Raw genomic sequence first — 17,624 nt, 5'->3', positions numbered from 1 at the left:
GCAGACTTGGAGCTTTTAGCTACAGGTCTGTTTGGCTACAGTATTTTTCTAAACTGTTCTAAATCTTGATCTTCGGTTTCAAATTCAACGCCACTTGGGCTAACCTTTCGAAATGAAACAGGATTGGTATTGGCTATTTTATAATATCGAGTTTTGTCACCAGCATCTTTTTTAATCTTAATCTCAGCCAAAACACCATCGCTAACTTCGCCAAACGACCATACCTCGCCACTAATGCGCACTATGCTATTGTTGGCGGTGTAAACTTTTTCGCGCGGTACGCTGTCACCCCAAAAATATCTAAAAAGCATAAAAGGGTTTAGCGGAATCATGTGATTGTCCAGGCAAAATTGACTAATGTGCATTTGCCAATAAAAGTTGCGTTTGGAGTAAGCCGGGTAAACAATCGGATAGCTTTTGTAAAATCGCAAGCGAGGATGCCAGCGCGACAGATTTTTACCAGCCAGGATCCAGTCCCACATCCAGGGCGAAACATCTTCGAGCGTAACATCATCTACCTCAACCTCTTTAAACTCTCTAGGCGAACGGCTCTTGTGAAAGTAGCGTACTTTTTTGTTGGCCTTTTGGGCTAGATAAATCTCTACCAACACACCATCACTAACTTCACCAAAAACCCAAAGCTCGTCGCAGACTTTTATGAGCGAGTTGTTGGCAATCCTCATCAAGTCCTTATCTACCAGCCCGGCCAGGTTGTAGTCGAAATTCATAAATGGGCTAATAGGCGTACAGTCTTGCAATAATGCAAAGCGTGAAATGTCGGAACGCAAATAGAAGCTGTGCTTAGAAAACGAAGTGAATACAACCTTACTATTTTGGACTAGCTTTAGCGGGCTGTGCTTATAGTCTTTGCTCATTAAGACTATATTAGTACACAAACTTGGACTCAGCACTGCATACACTTTTATCGTGAGTTGGACGACCCAGATGAACACGACAGTCGTGAACGCAAACGCTCCGAACATGAGCTGCGCATAGATTCCGGCCTTGTCGCTGGCCGATTTCCCAGAACTACCAGCGCTTCGCAAGAACCAGCTTGCGCAAAGGGTCATGAGCACCATGACGCTATTCATGAGTCCGATGGATCCGACCGACCGGTAGCCGAGCACGCTGGTCACCTTGCTCTTGTCGTCAGGATTGACGCCGAACTGCCACAGCTTGATCATCAGACTGTCCTCCTGGCCGGCGATGGCGTGACTCAGCTCTCGACAGGCTTCGAGATTGCCTGGGACTGGGGCGATTTCTCGGGCTGGTTCTGGATAGTTGTGTACGGGATTGCGGCCATCGTGGCGGCAAGCTTCGGTGGTTGGTTTGGCGACGTCGTTTGCGCACATCGCATTAGGGCGCTCACCATGCCGACCCTAATGACTGCCCCGAGAGGCGTCAGTCGACGAGCAAGGATCGATGGTTCGGCTTCGGGCGAGCTGCCAGAATAGGCTCATTGCTCTACGGTTGGACGCGATCCAGCTCGATAATGATGCCTTCTTGCGAGCCAGGCTCGAAGTTGCCATCCGGTTCGTCGGTCTCCGTGATGGAGGTCACCCGCCATCGCGATTCTTCAACGCCCAGATCTGGGGAGCCTTCAATCGCTAGAATGGAGCCTTCGCGAACCTTAACTCGAATGGAACTATCATTTCCGGACTTTCCAACTCTAATCTCAGCCTCAAGTAGGCCACCATCCAGCAACTCCGCATCTCGTGGGTACAGAGTGGTGTGCCCAAGACGATTTACTCGATTCCCCTTTAGCGTCATATGATCCTTCATGCTATGTCTCCATTACGATTCAATTCTAACACCATTGCACTCGCCAAAACAAACGGCGAAAGGTGTCGAAGGACATCATCTCTGGGTGATCCGTCCCGTGCGGATTGCGCAATGTGACAGTACCGTCCGTTGCCATTCCTGTAACGACATAGGCGTGAGAGTCTTTGACAATGACATTCTTCGCCCGAGCGACGACTCGCAGCGGATCAGCCTGACTGCTCCGCTTGGGAGCGCTGGCGATGATCGGTGCACCCGAGTCGACAATCGCACGAAACTCTTCGTACCTGAGGTGAGCAGTCGGAGTCTGGAGACCATGCCGGCCCCATGATGGCGGCCTCCCGGGTCAAGCCCACCAGCGTATTGCACCTGGGCTCGCGTTTCTCCGGGAGGTGGCCGTCTCAGGAAGGAACTGCTCCGGAGATCAGGCCGGCTGGGTTTGGTAGCGTCGGGCGTCAGACGGTGCGCTCACGCGCCATCGCGCTTGTCGTGCCGCTGTAGCGGACAAAGAAGGGTGCGAAAGCAGCGATGGCTCAGACGGATCAGCCGACCTACTACGATGTGCTGGGAGTCGACCGCGAGGCCAGCGACGAAGACATTCGCCGGGCGGCGACCGGCGCCCAGCACCGCCCCCGCATCGACCGACGCCAAGAACGCGTGCAACAACATCGCCCCCGCGTACCCAAGTTTAGTCTAAAAGACTTTTGTATCCGTTAATAAAATTTTTGGCATCCATAGACTTTTTACCGGCCGGCTGGATTTCGAGAATCTCCAAACTGCCGTCTTTGCAGCCTAAGTGGAGCTTGCCATTATTAATTTCTAGCTTGCCCGGATCTACACCGACTTCGGAAGCAGCTGATTTGGTGACAATAAGATTCTGTCCCTGCCACTCAAAATAGCTTTTGGGCCATGGCTGGTAAGACCTAACCTCTCGTTCTAGTTGCTCGGCTGATTTGGCGGGATCAAGCTTGCCGTCGGCTTTGGTTAGCAGGCGAGAGTAAGACACATTACTTTCTTTTTGAGCGGTTGGCTTAACGTCTCCGCTCAGGTATTTTGGAAGAACTCCAGCAAGCATTTTATTACTTAGCTTTACAAGCTTATGTGTTAAAGTTTCTGTTGTATCTTCTGGGCTTATTACCAACTTTTCTTGAGCCAAAAGCGGACCTTCGTCGAGCTTTTCAACTATCAACATTAAGCTCACGCCGGTTTGTTTTTGGCCAGAGAGGATTGCAAAAGTTATTGGGTCGGCACCACGCCACTGCGGCAAAAGCGAAAAGTGACTGTTTACGATTCCTTTGTCGAACTTATCGATTACGCTTTGGGGAATAATTATGCCATAGTCTACAACCACACCAACTGAGCTTTGGAACGATTGGGTGTCCAAAAGTTGAGCTAGTTCAGCTTTATTGGCGAACGCGTGAAGTGGAAGCTTTTGTGCTTGCGCGTAATCTAAAATCTCTGCCTTATGACTGCCAATGCGCGGCTTGGTAATAACCGCTTCAACATGAAAGCTGTCTTGCAAGGACTTAAGTGATGCTAGCGCGACAGGGCCAGCGCCAAAAAAAACAATCGAAGGCTTGCTCATGGCAGTTTTGGCTTGTCGCCTTTGAGTGGCCGCAGGTGACCGGCCTTGTCGATATGGAAAAGGTCTTTTGCATCAGTCACATGATCGAGAAAAATAACACCATCCATGTGGTCGATCTCATGCTGAATAACCCGGGCGGCAAAACCCTCGGCGCTTAAGCGGATTGGTTGATTGTTGGCATCCAAAGCCTTGACCTTGATTTTTAGGGCTCGTCGAACCCGGCCATAAACTCCTGGCACGCTCAAGCAGCCCTCTATGTCGACCACTGTTTCACGGCTGATTTTTATAACTTCAGGATTAATAAGGGTTGTAAATGTTTTGTCCTCACCAGTTTCAAAGCTGTTGCGCACTACCGTCAGCTTTAGGGGCTCGGCAATCTGAATGGCTGCCAAGGCGGCGCCAAACTCGCTGTCGTGGTCCCAGTTTAGAATTGTCTCTACCATGTCGTCGGCCAGCTTTTTAATTGAATCATCAACAAAGCCAATTCGCTTAGACTTGGAACGGAGTATGTGATTTGGAATTGTAACTATTTTTCGTACCATCTAGAGAAGATTTATGGGGTCTAAGTCGGCTGTCCAGCCAGACGGCAGATTGTGAGCTATCGCCACAAGCTTAGACCGGTTGCGAGCCTTTACCACCAGCTGCCAGCGGGACTTGCCAGCCAGACTTTTTTGGTAAGCTGGAGTGGGGCCGAGCACCACCAGCCCCGGAGAACTTATTTGATTCTTAAATATTGTGGCAGCCTGTTGAGCCGCAGCATCACCCTTACGGGTACAAGTTAATTTTAACAGATATACAAAGGGAGGGTAATTAAACTGTCTGCGTTTTTCAATTTCAGCGTTATAAAAGCCAGCATAGTCATGTTTGGCTGCAGCCGCTATAGCCGGGTTATCTGGTGAGAATGTTTGTATAACCACCTCGCCAATCTGTTTACGGCGGCCAGCTCTGCCGGCCGCTTGAGCGGTAAGCTGAAAAGTGCGCTCGCTGGCCGAAAAGTCGGCAATGCTTAAGCTAGTGTTGGCATTTATGATTCCCACCAGGTGTAAAAAGGGGATATCTAGCCCGCGACTAATCATCTGGGTGCCTATTAAGATATCAATTCTGCCATCGCGAAAATTGCGATAGGTTGTTTGTAAAAACTCAGGGTTGGCGCTATCTCGGTCAACCCTAACGATCTTGGCCAGTGGAAACATTGTGGCCAGATTTGTCTCTAACTGTTTGGTCCCAGCCCCTACAAAGCTTAGCTCGTGATGGCCACAGCTCGGGCACTTTGCTGGAGGGGTAACCGAATAACCGCAATAGTGACAAAGTAATTTAGCTTTGTCGGCATGAAAACTCAAGCTAATCTCGCAGCGCGGACACTTTATCGACTGGCCACAATCGGTACAGATTAGCGATCTTGCACTGCCGCGCAGATTCAGAAACAGCAGAGCCTGCTTTTTTTCGCCAAGTGTTTTTTGCAGGCCAGCCTTAAGCTCCGAGGTAATCAGTTGCTTAGAGCTATCAAGCTTAACCACAGCTGTCTGGGGCAAACCTGAGTGTCGCTGGTAGCGATCATTAAGTGTTAGCAATTTGAGCTTGCCAACCCGGGCTAAAAAATAACTACTAACCGAAGGGGTGGCACTGGCCAAAATAAGTTTGGCGCCAGTATCGTTAGCTATTTTCGCGGCCACTGCAGCTGTGTTGTAGCGCGGACTGGAATCCTGCTTATAGCTCGGCTCGTGCTCTTCGTCAATAATTATGAGCCCCAAATTGAACAGAGGGGCAAAAATTGCCGAGCGGGTGCCCAAAACAACTAATGGTTTATTGGGGGAGTTATCTAGCAAATATCGCCAGTTGGCTCGGCGCTGAGCAGGGCTTAAACCAGAATGGAGCACAACAACGCCCGAAAAATGCTGGCTCACGCGATCTATCATCTGGGTAGTCAACATAATTTCTGGCACCAGTAAAATGGCAGATTGACCGGCTCTGAGGCAATCATCTATTAAATGTAGAAAGACTTCGGTTTTGCCCGACCCCGTTACACCGTGAAGTAAGAACTTATGCTGCTTTGAGTTTGCAATGCAGCCCAAGACCTCATTTTGAGCAAGGCTTAAACGGTTGGGTTTGAAGTTACTAGTTTTTGTAGCTACAAACGGCTTGAGTCGGCTGTTTCGGTCAAGCTTACTTGGCAGCACTGTCTGCCAAGTGCTCTGCGCGCTAGCAGCGTAGTAAGCTTGCAGCCAATCAGCTACCTTTAACAGATGACTAGGCAGTGAGGGCAGATCTAGCACCTCTGACAGAGGCGAAACTTTAAAGCTTTGATTACGGCTGGCATCGGCACCATACACCACCCCCAAACTCACAGACCTTCCAAAGCCAACTTTTACAATCTTGCCAATGCCGAGGTCACAGATATCAGACGAATATGTGAACTTCTGGCCATCAGCTAATGGGTATTTGCAAACACTAATCTGCCAATATCTGGGGTCTGGTTTTAGCCTGGATATTTTGTCTCCCATACCAACATTATACGGCATCCGTTCGGTTTAGTACGCACTGGCACTATTGCCTTTTTCAGGTGTAAGATGTACTATCGTATGGTAACTAAGTGGAATTGAGCCAAGGTTAGAAAATGAAATTACGGACTCGCTTGCTGTTAATATTGGCCGTTATCCTGGTTGTAATAGTTATTGATATACCTCGCGAAGACAAAGTCTTTAGCGCTATTGGCTTAAAAGATACTAGTCTGAAGGTGCGTCAAGGATTAGACCTCCAAGGCGGTGCTAACTTACTTTATCAGACTGATCTGTCTAAAACATCGGCCGAAGACAAACAAAAAGCTGTTGGCGGCGTAATTAATGTCATCCAAAAACGCGTGAATCCGACCGGCACCTCAGAGGTAGTTGTTCAGACTAGTGGTAGCGATAAAGTGGCCATTTCGTTGCCCGGCATTAAAGATGTCAACCAGGCTATTGCTTTAATCGGCAAGACCGCCCAACTTAGCTTTTATGAGGTAGAGCAGAATGGCTTTCCGCAAGCCACCGACATCTCTGGTAAGGATCTAGACACGGCTACAACTGATATCGATCAGCAGTCGGGTAAACCAATTATTACTTTCACAATGAAGTCTGAATCAGTCCAGAAGTTTGCCAGCCTTACCACCAAGATAAATCAAAGTGGCGGCCGGCTTCTGATTTTGCTCGATGATCAGCCGCTCTTTAACGGCAGTGTTAGCTCGGCAATTACCGACGGCAAGGGACAAATGCAGGGCTTCAAAGATATTAAGGATGCTCAAGATACCACAGTGCTGTTAAATGCCGGTGCGCTACCAGTGCCAATTAATCTGGTTGAGCAACGAACGGTTGGAGCTAGCTTGGGGTCGGAGTCGATTCAAAAAAGTATTATTGCTGGTGCTATAGGCTTGTTGGCAGTGGTGTTCTTTATGATTGCTTACTACCGGTTGGCTGGCGTTGTGGCCAGTGTGGCGCTGGTTATCTATACGCTTATTAACTTGGCGATATTTAAGCTGAGCGGTTTAACACCCTTCCCAATCGTATTAACCCTGGCTGGCATAGCTGGTTTTATTTTGAGCATAGGCATGGCGGTCGATGCCAATATTTTGATATTTGAGCGCATGAAAGAAGAGGTGCGGGCTGGGTCAAGTTTACAAACTGGTTTGGAAGACGGTTTTAAGAGAGCCTGGACCAGTATTCGTGACTCCAACATATCTACGCTTATCACATGTTTTATTCTCTATGAATTCAGCTTTGGCAACTCGATTGTCAAAGGCTTCGCAGTTACCCTAGCGATTGGTGTTCTAGTAAGTATGTTTACCGCTATCACGGTATCCAAGACATTCATGATGCTGTTGTTACAGACCGAGTGGGCCAGTGACCCCAAAATGTATCGGTTCAACTCCAAGTCAAATAAAGCCAAGGTGGCCAAAGCATGAATATTGTTGGTCGCAGAAAACTCTGGTTTATTATTTCGTTAATTGTGATTATCCCAGGGACTATCTCGCTGATTTTGTGGGGGCTAAAGCCGGGCATCGATTTTACTGGTGGCCAAGAGATTGAAGTTAGTGGCAACACCAATCAGTCCGAAGTTAGAGCAATTGTGGCTAAATCAGAGGTGGCCGATATCACCGTTACCACAAGTGGCAACAACAGGCTACTAATTCGCTACAGCAATCAGGGTCGGGGCGATAGCGAGGCTATCCACCAGGCCATCAAGGCTAATCTAGCTGCCCAGAATATTCAGGAAACAGCCTTTAGCTCGGTTGGCCCGACCGTTAGCCGTGACATTACCCGTAACGCACTTTTGAGTGTGTTCATAGCGAGCTTAGCTATAATTTGCTATATTGCTTTTGCCTTTCGCAAAACCCCACCACCCTTGAGCTCCTGGAGCTTTGGGGTAACAGCCATAATCGCGGTGTTGCACGATGTATTGTTGGTGCTTGGCGTATTTTCGTTGCTTGGCCACTTTTTTGGTATTCAGGTCGATAGCTTGTTTGTAACTGCTATCTTGACAGTCATTGGCTTCTCGGTGCACGACACGATTGTGGTGTACGATAGGATACGTGAAAACCTACGGCGCTACAATAAACCATTTGAAGAGCTGGTTAATGATAGCATTTTGGAGACATTTGCTCGCTCCATCAATACCAGCCTGACCGTGATTATGGTCTTGTTGGCTTTCTTCTTGTTCGGCGGCGAGTCGATTAAATTCTTTATTTTGGCCTTGTTGATCGGAATTTTCTCGGGCACCTATTCATCTATATTTAACGCTGCTCCTCTTCTGGTTGTTTACAACAACTGGAAAATCAAGCGCTCCAAAAAGGGTGGTGCTAAGAATCTAAAGCCAACCAAAGCTTAGCGAGCTACTAAGTACACCAAAACCCCGGCTGCTATCAGTAAAACTGAGGCCAAAATAATCACTACTACATGAATTGCGGTTGTGGTAGGTGTGTCTTCTAGTTCAGCTTGAATCATCTGGCCGTGCTCAAGCTCAGCTTGGTCGAGAGTGCTGGTTGGGGCCAGGCTGTTTGTAGTAGCGGCGACAGTACTTGCAGTGATGGCTGTGTCCATTGAGTTAATATGTGGCGCGGGGCTAGGTTCGCTAACTTTCGATGGCGAGTCAGCTACCATGGCAATGCTGCTGCTATGTGCCTCGGTCGGTACGGCACTAAAGTGCGGCGCCGGCAGTTCTGGCACCAACAATCTTTTCATAATGGTTCTAACCGATTTTGGTTCGGCCTTGCTTGGGGTCTCAACTGTCTTAGTGGAGATTTCGTGTTTTTGCTCTGTCGGTATTGTTTCTGGTGGGGCAGTAAGATCAACAAATTCTTTCTCAGATCCGGCTGTATTAACAGGTTTTGGTGTCAGATCTGACAGAGTTGTTTTTTTAGCCTTAGATTTTGTTTTGGTCTGCTTAGCATGCTTAGAAGCGACAGACTTAGGTTTTTTGGCTTTTTTAGGTTTACTATCGATGTCGGTACCCAAGAATTCGTCCATTTTTATGGCCGACGGAACAGTGGTACTGGCCGTGCGTTCGAAGTGATTTAGTTGGCCGCAATTCGGACACAAATGACCAACCGCCGATGGCACGACGATTGCATTACAATTTGAGCAATAACGATCCATGTTTGGTTTTGCATTAATCCTTATGTTTATTATAGCAAATACAAAAAACTTGTAAATTAGGGTGTTGTAATGGCTACAGTTGTACGATATACTACATGTAATAATCTGAAAACAAGCAATAATCTAAAAACAAAGTTGAGAAAAATACAATGTTACAATATTTCATAACCTCCAAAACTAGGCGTAAGGTCATTACGCTTTTCAGTAAGTACCCCGATTATAAAGTCCACATTCGGGGATTAGCCAAGATTACCCACGAAGACCCTGGTAATATAGCCCGCGAATTGGCGCGATTAGAGAAGATTGGCTATGTTCGCTCGGCCAAAGATGGCAATACCAAGGTTTATTGGGCCAACCAAACGTTTTTATTGTTCAAAGAGCTGCAGGGCATGGTATTAAAGACCAGCAACAAAAAGTCCAAAAAAGTATAAAAAGCTAAAAAACAAAAGGAGTTGCGAGAGTGGTAAAAAAAATAAAAAGTCTATTGTTTGCGCATACTAAAGGCAGGGCCGGCATTGGTTCGGTTAAGAAAGCCAAACTACTCGAGACCGAGATATATCTAACGCGTCATCGCAATCTACAACCAAGCGAGCCGGCCGGGTTTAGATCGCGCTCAGGTGCCAGCTATTATAGCGCTGATCGATTCTAAGTGGTAACAGATTCGATAAGCTCAAATTCATAGTCTATACTAATAGCCATGGACAATTCTTCGATTTGGCAAAAGCCCAATGCCATTATTGCTAATCGCGACGACCTACTCCCAACCATCCTGCAAAAGCGGGGGCTGAAAGGCGACGAGCAAAAGCGCTTTTTATCGCCTGATTACCAGGCCGATTTAGGCGACCCTTTTTTAATGAAGGATATGCAGAAGGCTGTGGATAGAATTATTGCGGCCACAGCAGATAAGCAAAAGATCGTCATATATGGCGACTACGACATCGATGGGTTGACCGCCTCAACTTTGCTGTACGATGTTTTACACAAGCTTAATCCGCGAGTGGAAGTTTATATTCCGGATCGATTCGAAGAGGGATATGGGTTAAATAGCGCCGCACTAAAGAAGTTACACGCCGACAAGACAGACCTAGTGATCACGGTTGATTGTGGCATAACTTCGGCCGTCGAGGTATCAGAGGCAGCCAAGCTTGGCTTAGACATTATTATTACCGATCACCACACTTTGCCTGAAGAGCTTCCCGACAAAGCTATTGGTGTTATAAATCCCAAACAGCCAGACGACAAATATCCATATAAAGAATTGGCGGGTGTGGGTGTGGCTTTTAACTTAACTAGAGCCTTGCAGCGGCAACGGCCGGACTGGTTGCCTGTAGGGTACGAAAAATGGCTGCTCGATCTGGTGGCTCTCGGTACAGTCTGTGATGTTGTTGATCTAACGGGCGAAAATAGAGTGCTAGTGCATTATGGACTGATGGTGTTGCGCAAAAGCAAACGGGCTGGTATTAAGGCGCTATCTGAAGCCGCAGGTGTCGAACTATCACAAATCAAAACCGATGACCTTGGTTTCCGCTTAGGTCCCCGCCTGAATGCGGCCGGACGGCTAGAACATGCCAAAAAGTCTCTCAAACTGCTATTGTGCACAGACATTGTGCAGGCAAACCAGATTGCTCAATCACTCAATCAACTTAATTCAGAGCGCCAAACCCAAACGGCCCAAGCTTTTGAGCAGGCTAGTGAAGTGGCTAAAGAATATGTTGAGGATCAAGTATTAGTTTTAGCCAATCCCGACTGGTCGCACGGCATTGCTGGCCTGGTGGCCTCGCGAATTTCAGAAAGGTATCACAGGCCGACAATAATCTTGCAAATCCTGGGTGAGGAGGCCAAGGGCTCGGCGCGCAGTTTTGGCAAATGCAATATTATTGAGGCGATTGCGGCCTGCGGCAAAGATTTAATCAAATTTGGTGGCCACGCTTTTGCGGCCGGGCTCACGCTGCCAACCAGTAAAATAGATGAATTTAGGCAGCAAATTAACGATTTTGTACAAAAGCAGTACTCAAAAGACGACTTTTTGCACCAACTCGACATCGACTGTGTATTGAGCGGAGATTTATTGGTTTTGGAAAGCTTGAGCGAGCTAAAAAAACTTGAGCCACACGGCAATGCCAACCCCCCGCCGATGTTTGTAAGCCAGCTATATTTGGAGGAGGCTAAATTTATTGGTCAGGATAGAAATCACACCAAATTTCGGTTTCGCACAAACTCAAGAAGATTCTTAGATGGCATTAGTTTTAATAGCGCGCACCGCTGGCCTGATGGTATAAAACCTAGTCCAATAGAGGTTGTTTACAGATTGAGTGAGAATGTTTGGCAGAATGTTGCCCAATTGCAGCTAGAGGTTGTGGATATCTGCTCGCTTGACAGAAAATCATAAACGTAATACACTGTGTTGCAAATGAATATCCAAGCTACAATTTTGCGTTGGCATCGAGTCGGTTCACCCCGTTTGTGAAAGGCTTGGATTTTTAGCATTTGAACTCAACCCCTTCCCAAACGGGAAGGGCTTTTTGATTCCAAAGAGTCAAGTCGAGAGAAGGGAAGGTAACTGTGGTCACGATCACCCCGGTTCCCTGGGACACCCGCAACTGGTCGCATCGTTGAGCCCCGGCTCGCTCCGATCGCCTTTAGCCGCAAGGCCACATCGAGAGAAAGGAGAACCAGCCATGCGAACCCATCAGACCTGGAACACCTGGTCGCACCGCTGAGTCACTGACTCACACTCACGACAAATAGGTTGGGGGCCTAAAAAGCCCCCAACCTCATACCAAGACAACTATGCTTAAATTATGCTAATCTTCTCTCCCACGTTATCCCTTCCGCCAGCTGACGGATCGATCGGAGATCCAGACAGTAAGTTTTGATGAAATAGTTATTTACAAACAACTATGATAACCTAAAAAGGAAGGAATTATATGGCCAAAAATCAATTTCAAAAGGTACGTGGCATGCAAGATATTTTGCCTGCCGATCAGATAGCCTGGCAGCACATAGTGCAAACCTTTACCGAAATCTGCGAAGCTGCCGGTCTAAGCCGTATTTCGACTCCAATTCTCGAAGATGCTCAGCTATTCATTAGAGGAGTTGGTGAGGCCACCGAGGTGGTGCATAAAGAAATGTACACCTTAACTGATCGTGGTAAAGGTGTCTTGGCGCTTAAGCCCGAGGGCACTGCGGGCGTGGTAAGAACCTACCTAGAAAACGGCATGCCAAGCTGGCCCAAGCCCGTAGGTCTGTTCTATATAGAGCCGCTTTTCCGCTATGATCGTCCTCAAGAGGGTAGATATCGCCAGCACCACCAGTTGGGAGTGGAGATTTTTGGTGTTGATAGCCCTACTGCCGACGTGCACACCATTGCGCTGGCCAATAGGTTTTATACCCGTTTAGGACTGGCAACCTCATTGCAGGTGAATAGTATTGGTTCTCTCGAAGCTCGCAAGCGCTACCAAGAGGCTTTGCGCGACTACTTTAAGCCGCATGAGCCTAAGCTTACAGACTTGGCCAAAAAACAGCTGGGGAGCAATCCGTTGCGTCTTTTGGATAGCAAAGAGGCTAATATGCAAGAGCTGATCGAAAAAGCTCCGCAGATCTTAGATTATCTTGATAAATCTAGCAAAGAACACTTTGCAGCCGTTTTGGAGGCCTTAGATGATCTGGGAATTGGTTACGATGTAAATCCACGCTTAGTGCGAGGCTTGGATTACTATAATCAAACGGTGTTTGAATTCAAGGGTACGCGCCAGGGATCGCAAGATTCACTTGGCGGCGGCGGCCGCTATGATGGTTTGGTGGAGCTACTAGGCGGGCAGCCAACCCCAGCAGTTGGCTTTGGTTTGGGCCTGGAGCGTATCAAGCTAGAGCTCGAGGCAACCGGCCACAAGCTGGAGGCCCAAAAGCCCGATGTTTATGTGGTTTACTTGGGCAGCGAGGCTCAAAAGGCTGCACTAACCCTATCTGAAAAACTGCTCGATGACGGCCTGAGTGTCAGGATCGATCTAACGACCAAGACTATGAAAGATCAGCTGGCCCGGGCCAGCAAGTTCGAGGCCAAATACGCGCTGATTATTGGCGAAACCGAGCTTAAGGCCAAAAAAGCTATCTTAAAGGATCTCAAAACTGGCAATCAAGAGCCAGTAGATGTAGCCAAAGCTTCGGAAAAACTAGCAGTCCTGTTGTCATCCTGAATCTCTACATTTTGTCATCCTCGAGTCGACGCGAAGCATTCGACGTCGGGAATCCAGTCTAGATTCCCGCCTACGCGGGAATGACATAGAGGATGTGTCACTTCGAGCGTAGTCGAGAGATCTGTTTGTAAACAAAAAAGACACCTTTGTGTCTACAAAAAGAAGAGAGGCTGGGCGGGCGCTGTTGTGCGCCCACCCGAACCTCTTTGTGGAGGTCGCTCAGACCGAGTGGAGGCCGCCGAAGAGCTCGGCTGCTTGGTTGGCGTCCTCGAGCTGCAGGAGCAGCTGCTCGACCCAGATTTCAGCACGCCGAACGTCTTGTTCGAAGCTTGGATACCGGACATAGCTCTGTCGTGCCGACGACAGCGCCTTCTGGGCAACCTCGAGATCTGCACCGAGCGTGTTGACTCGGTTCAGCAGAGCTGTCGCGACCGTCTGACGGCTGTACTCGGCCAGGTTGGCCATGAGCTCGGGGTGCTCCACGAACTGGTCCATCAGAGCCAGCACCGCCTGAACCTGAACGTGGTGCCTGGTCGCGGCGTTGAGCTGCTCGATGGCCTCTTGGATCTCGAAGGCGATCCTTGGGCGCCGGACTCGACCCGCGTACACCTCGAACACGATGAACACGACGAGGCCGACGATGGCCAGAGCGATGATGACATAGGCCTGTGATCCGGTCACCAGCCTACCTCCTTGTTGTTTGGTGCGGACGTGAATTACGACCTAGCCAAAGGCTACCATAATTGCATCTTATAGTCAAGTATTAAATTGCTTCACAACCTTAAATCTCAATCCGTTGAGAGCTAAGGGCATGCCAGCTCCGGTGGTCCGGAGCTGGTGAATATGCCCGAGGAAGTGATCGGCTTCAGGCGACCTTCGTGGATCCCCAGCAGTTGAGAGGCTGAGGGTCGAAGGTCCACGAGACATGCTTGTCGCCGATGGGCAGGACTCGCCTGGTCTCGATGGCGATGGCCTTCATGCGCTCATCGATGTTGCGCATGCGATCTTCGAAGTCGAAGGCGCCCACCTCAAGAAGTGCGCCTGTGTCTCCCCAGTCGAGGTTCTCTTGGGGTACCTCGACGATGGTCACGTCGACCATCTCTGGCTCGATGATCATCACCTCGCCATCAGGCTTCTTGCAGGTCATCTCGGCGGCGGTGATGTAGCGGACTGCCGCTTTCAGTTCCTCCTTCTGGATTACGGAGAGGAGGTCCGCCGGGATCCACACTTTGTAATCGGGCATATTGAAAACTCCAGGTTCGTCCATGGGTCGTTGCTGCCATGGCAGATCGAGACGGAAACCCGAAACGATTTGCACATGTTACCACAAAAGCTCTCGTAAGTCAATATAGCCATAAGCTAAATAGCTTGTGTTTTTAGCTAAATTCAGATATAATTACACCAATCAATAAGATAACCACACCTTAGGAGGTGATTTGATTTGCTTCAAGTAAGCCGTAAAGATGACGAATCTGTAGAAAGCCTAATTCGGCGATTTAATAAAAAAGTCGCTCAATCTGGTGTTCTTACCGAAGCCCGTCGCAAAAAATACTTCGAAAAACCGCTGAGCAAAAAAGAACAGCGCGAGATTGCCATCCGCAAACGAGCCCGTAAAGAGGCTAAAACTCGCGAACTACTCGGTATTCGTTAACAATGAACTTACTCTCGACATTCTCACGTCTAAAATCTAACACTTTGGCCATCTGCGCATTTTTTGCTCCTCAGCATAGCTACGGCTATGCCTCGTTACAAGAAAATGACCATATGGCTCAAATTGATAGGATTTCGAATTTCGCAAGAAGTCAAAAGTAAGTCCATAGGAGATAAATTTGAACAATCTGCAGCAACTAGAATCAGATCTGGCCGAAGCGCTCAAAGAGCGTGACCAGGTTAGGCTAACCACGCTTCGTTTGCTTAAAACTGCCCTCAAAAACTACCAGATAGAGGTCGGTCACGACCTAAGCCCACAAGAGATGATCCAGGTGTTGCAAAAAGAGGCCAAAAAACACCGCGACTCAATCGAACAATACCAGAATGCCAACCGAGATGATCTAGTTAAAGAAGAGCAGGCCGAGCTTGATGTAATTGATGGCTATTTACCAGAAGCGATGGACGATTCTGAACTCGAAAAGATTGTCGATGAGGTTATCGCCCAACAGGGTGCAACCGATAAGGCTCAAATGGGTGCTGTAATTGGTGCCGTTATGGCTAAAACCGGCGGGGCAGCCGATGGTAAACGTGTAAGTGGCTTAGTAGCTAAAAAACTTAACTAACAATCTTGGCTAAATCTGTAAAATTGGAGATTTTAGGCGACTTGCCCAAAGTGGTGAGCGAGACAGATCTACAAAAAGCTCTTAAAGCCGTGGTTTTGGTGCTGAAAGTCGAGGTCCAAGGTGTAATTAACTGCATTTTTGTGTCGCCCAAAGCCATCCAGGTGCTCAATGAACAGTTTGCTGGTAATGACTATCCAACCGACGTACTAAGCTTTAACTATTTTGAAGATCAAGGTCTAGTGCACGAGCCAGATACAACACTGGCCGAGATTGCCATTTGTAGTGAGATCGCCGCTAGTCAAGCCAAAGAATACAAGAATTCTTATGCCGATGAGCTGGTTTTGTTGTTGGTGCACGGGCTTTTACATGTTTTTGGTCTCGATCACGCTAATGCCACAGATCGGTCTAGCTTTGAGGCCGCCCAAGGTGCTATCATGAAGAGACTAAAGCGGAATACACGAGAATTTAAATGGTTAGCTTAGATAGTTTTAAATACGCATTAAGAGGCGTTAAGGTTGTTTTAAGCAGTGAACGCAACGCCCGTATACACCTTGTTTTTGCGATTTTAGCCATAGCAGCCGGGATCGTACTACAAATAAGTCTTTATCAGGCTAGCTTGGTGGTTTTGGCAATTGTGCTGGTATTTTTTGCTGAGATTGTTAATAGCGCAATCGAAAAGACATTAGACATTACCAATACCGAATCAAACCAAATGGTTAAACTCGTAAAAGACATGACCGCGGCGGGTGTATTGGTAACTGCTGTTGGTGCAGTATTGGTGGGCATTTTAGTTTTTGGCCCACGTGTTTGGCAATTGATTTTTAAATAATAAGTTATGCCTTCGTTTAAAAGTTTTGACATATTCCTAGGCGGGCCGGGCAGCGGCAAAGACACCCAGGCTCAATTATTGGTGTCGCGCCATGGCTTCGAACTAATGCCAATTGGCGAACTTTTGCGCACCTATGCCAAAACGAATACAAAAGTTGAACAACAACTAGATAGTGGCATGCTGGTTGATGACGCTATTGTGAACGAAGCTGTGATGTTGCAATTACAGCAATACAATTCTACAGATAGAATAATTGCTGATGGCTTTCCACGCAACGTATCACAAGCCAAGTGGCTGAGTGAAGTTTTGATTGCAAATAATCAAACTATCTCGCACGTTTTTTGGCTTAAGATTGACCGCGATGAAGCCCAAAGACGCTTGGCTAAGCGCGGTCGCGACGACGATTTGAGTCATTTAGTTGATCGGCGCTTTAGCGTTTACGAAACCCAGACTTTGCCAGTTGTCGAATACTTTCGACAAAAAGAATTTGTTGTGGAGGTCGATGGACAGCAGTCGGTTGAGGACGTATACAAAGTCATTGAGCGAGAAATAAACCGATGATGCGGAATCAAATTAAGACCGAGGTCGAGATTGCCAATATTCGCCAAAGTGGCGAGATCTTGGCAACTATTTTAAAGAAAGCAGCCGCAGCCACAAAACCTGGTGTATCTGCTCTTGAAATAGACCAACTGTGTCGCAAAGAGCTCAAAAAACATGGCGCTACAGCTGCCTTTTTAAACTATGCGCCCGATTCGGCACCTTTCCCGGCCACCATCTGTATTTCAATTAACGATGAGATTGTGCACGGTATTCCAACGGCCGATAAAGTTATACAAAGTGGCGACCTGGTGGGTTTGGACTTCGGCGTAAACTACAGCGGCATGATAACTGATAGTGCTGTAACCATAGCAGTTGGCAAAGTACCAGATAATGCCAAGCGATTACTTAAGTACACTCAGCGGGCTCTCGACGCCGCTATAGACGTTATTAAGCCAGGGGTTCAGGTGGGTGACATTGGCTCAACTGTAGAAAAGGTCTTTGAGGCCGGTAACATCGCCGCTATTTATGCCATGTGCGGCCACGGCGTGGGGCACGAAGTGCACGAGGATCCAGTAATACCTAACTATGGCACTGCCGGCACCGGTGTGCACTTGCAAGAGGGTATGACTGTGGCCATAGAGCCCATAGCTAGCCTGGGCACTCACGACGGCTATGTGGCCGACGATGGCTGGACATTTGTAACCCAAGATGGCAGTTTGAGCGCTCAGTTTGAGCACACCATACTTATTACCAAAGGTGGTGCCGAAGTCTTGACTGCTTGGTAGCGACAGATTTAGC

General features: G+C 48.0%; 20 protein-coding genes. 12 read left to right on the top strand and 8 right to left on the bottom strand.

The window, feature by feature from the left end:
* Nucleotides 1–35 precede the first annotated feature (35 nt).
* The 5 genes from HYX70_01605 to priA form a co-directional block, all read right to left on the bottom strand.
* On the bottom strand, nt 36–1,352 hold the full coding sequence (locus HYX70_01605) for a hypothetical protein (GenBank protein ID MBI2797981.1): 1,317 nt from the start codon (nt 1,350–1,352) through the stop codon (nt 36–38).
* 112 nt (nt 1,353–1,464) lie between these two features.
* A complete protein-coding gene (locus HYX70_01600; protein MBI2797980.1) occupies nt 1,465–1,770 on the bottom strand; it encodes a hypothetical protein in 306 nt (101 codons plus the stop codon).
* Between the two features lie 697 nt (nt 1,771–2,467).
* Nucleotides 2,468–3,364 carry a methionyl-tRNA formyltransferase gene (gene fmt, locus HYX70_01595; GenBank protein MBI2797979.1) on the bottom strand — a complete coding sequence of 299 codons (897 nt, stop codon included), beginning with the start codon at nt 3,362–3,364 and terminating at the stop codon, nt 2,468–2,470.
* A complete protein-coding gene (gene def, locus HYX70_01590) occupies nt 3,361–3,906 on the bottom strand; it encodes a peptide deformylase (GenBank protein ID MBI2797978.1) in 546 nt (181 codons plus the stop codon). Before def ends, fmt begins: the two co-directional genes overlap by 4 nt.
* Nucleotides 3,907–5,865 (bottom strand): primosomal protein N', encoded by a 1,959-nt coding sequence (priA, locus tag HYX70_01585; protein ID MBI2797977.1) that lies wholly within the window; start codon nt 5,863–5,865, stop codon nt 3,907–3,909.
* Between the two features lie 113 nt (nt 5,866–5,978).
* Here priA and secD point away from each other — a divergent pair, with 113 nt between their 5' ends.
* Both secD and secF read left to right on the top strand, forming a co-directional pair.
* Nucleotides 5,979–7,298 (top strand): protein translocase subunit SecD, encoded by a 1,320-nt coding sequence (gene secD, locus HYX70_01580; GenBank protein MBI2797976.1) that lies wholly within the window; start codon nt 5,979–5,981, stop codon nt 7,296–7,298.
* On the top strand, nt 7,295–8,221 hold the full coding sequence (gene secF / locus HYX70_01575; protein ID MBI2797975.1) for a protein translocase subunit SecF: 927 nt from the start codon (nt 7,295–7,297) through the stop codon (nt 8,219–8,221). Before secD ends, secF begins: the two co-directional genes overlap by 4 nt.
* Here secF and HYX70_01570 read toward each other — a convergent pair.
* Complete coding sequence (locus HYX70_01570) at nt 8,218–8,952, bottom strand: hypothetical protein (protein ID MBI2797974.1); 735 nt, start codon at nt 8,950–8,952, stop codon at nt 8,218–8,220. The two genes, secF and HYX70_01570, sit on opposite strands and share 4 nt — an antisense overlap.
* Nucleotides 8,953–9,137: 185 nt before the next feature.
* Between HYX70_01570 and HYX70_01565 the strand changes: the two genes are divergently transcribed.
* From HYX70_01565 to HYX70_01550, 4 genes are all read left to right on the top strand, one after another.
* The gene (locus tag HYX70_01565) at nt 9,138–9,419 is read left to right on the top strand and encodes a winged helix-turn-helix transcriptional regulator (protein MBI2797973.1); all 282 of its coding nucleotides are present in this window, start codon (nt 9,138–9,140) and stop codon (nt 9,417–9,419) included.
* Nucleotides 9,420–9,448: 29 nt separating this feature from the next.
* On the top strand, nt 9,449–9,637 hold the full coding sequence (locus HYX70_01560; GenBank protein MBI2797972.1) for a hypothetical protein: 189 nt from the start codon (nt 9,449–9,451) through the stop codon (nt 9,635–9,637).
* Nucleotides 9,638–9,685: 48 nt separating this feature from the next.
* Complete coding sequence (gene recJ / locus HYX70_01555) at nt 9,686–11,377, top strand: single-stranded-DNA-specific exonuclease RecJ (GenBank protein ID MBI2797971.1); 1,692 nt, start codon at nt 9,686–9,688, stop codon at nt 11,375–11,377.
* 538 nt (nt 11,378–11,915) lie between these two features.
* Entirely contained in the window at nt 11,916–13,184 is a 1,269-nt protein-coding gene (locus HYX70_01550; GenBank protein MBI2797970.1) for a histidine--tRNA ligase, read from the top strand.
* 219 nt (nt 13,185–13,403) lie between these two features.
* Here HYX70_01550 and HYX70_01545 read toward each other — a convergent pair whose 3' ends face one another.
* Together HYX70_01545 and HYX70_01540 are read right to left on the bottom strand one after the other, a co-directional pair.
* The gene (locus HYX70_01545; GenBank protein MBI2797969.1) at nt 13,404–13,865 is read right to left on the bottom strand and encodes a hypothetical protein; all 462 of its coding nucleotides are present in this window, start codon (nt 13,863–13,865) and stop codon (nt 13,404–13,406) included.
* A gap of 184 nt (nt 13,866–14,049) precedes the next feature.
* On the bottom strand, nt 14,050–14,451 hold the full coding sequence (locus HYX70_01540; protein ID MBI2797968.1) for a hypothetical protein: 402 nt from the start codon (nt 14,449–14,451) through the stop codon (nt 14,050–14,052).
* A gap of 174 nt (nt 14,452–14,625) precedes the next feature.
* Between HYX70_01540 and rpsU the strand changes: the two genes are divergently transcribed.
* The 6 genes from rpsU to map all read left to right on the top strand — a co-directional run bounded on the left by rpsU (nt 14,626) and on the right by map (nt 17,611).
* Nucleotides 14,626–14,835 carry a 30S ribosomal protein S21 gene (gene rpsU / locus HYX70_01535; protein ID MBI2797967.1) on the top strand — a complete coding sequence of 70 codons (210 nt, stop codon included), beginning with the start codon at nt 14,626–14,628 and terminating at the stop codon, nt 14,833–14,835.
* A 178-nt stretch (nt 14,836–15,013) separates the two neighbouring features.
* Nucleotides 15,014–15,457, top strand: coding sequence for a GatB/YqeY domain-containing protein (locus tag HYX70_01530; GenBank protein ID MBI2797966.1), 444 nt, complete (start codon nt 15,014–15,016; stop codon nt 15,455–15,457).
* Between the two features lie 5 nt (nt 15,458–15,462).
* Nucleotides 15,463–15,939, top strand: coding sequence for an rRNA maturation RNase YbeY (gene ybeY, locus HYX70_01525; GenBank protein MBI2797965.1), 477 nt, complete (start codon nt 15,463–15,465; stop codon nt 15,937–15,939).
* Nucleotides 15,927–16,286 (top strand): diacylglycerol kinase family protein, encoded by a 360-nt coding sequence (locus tag HYX70_01520; protein ID MBI2797964.1) that lies wholly within the window; start codon nt 15,927–15,929, stop codon nt 16,284–16,286. The genes ybeY and HYX70_01520 overlap by 13 nt, the downstream gene beginning before the upstream one ends.
* A 6-nt stretch (nt 16,287–16,292) precedes the next feature.
* The gene (locus tag HYX70_01515; GenBank protein ID MBI2797963.1) at nt 16,293–16,847 is read left to right on the top strand and encodes a nucleoside monophosphate kinase; all 555 of its coding nucleotides are present in this window, start codon (nt 16,293–16,295) and stop codon (nt 16,845–16,847) included.
* Nucleotides 16,844–17,611 (top strand): type I methionyl aminopeptidase, encoded by a 768-nt coding sequence (map, locus tag HYX70_01510; GenBank protein MBI2797962.1) that lies wholly within the window; start codon nt 16,844–16,846, stop codon nt 17,609–17,611. Before HYX70_01515 ends, map begins: the two co-directional genes overlap by 4 nt.
* Nucleotides 17,612–17,624 lie beyond the last annotated feature (13 nt).

Source organism: Candidatus Saccharibacteria bacterium, assembly GCA_016191105.1.
In the GTDB taxonomy this organism is placed as follows: Bacteria; Patescibacteriota; Saccharimonadia; order CAILAD01; family BJGX01; genus JACPPH01.
The sequence above is the reverse complement of the archived record's forward strand: the minus strand, read 5'-3'. Positions and strand labels throughout refer to the sequence as shown.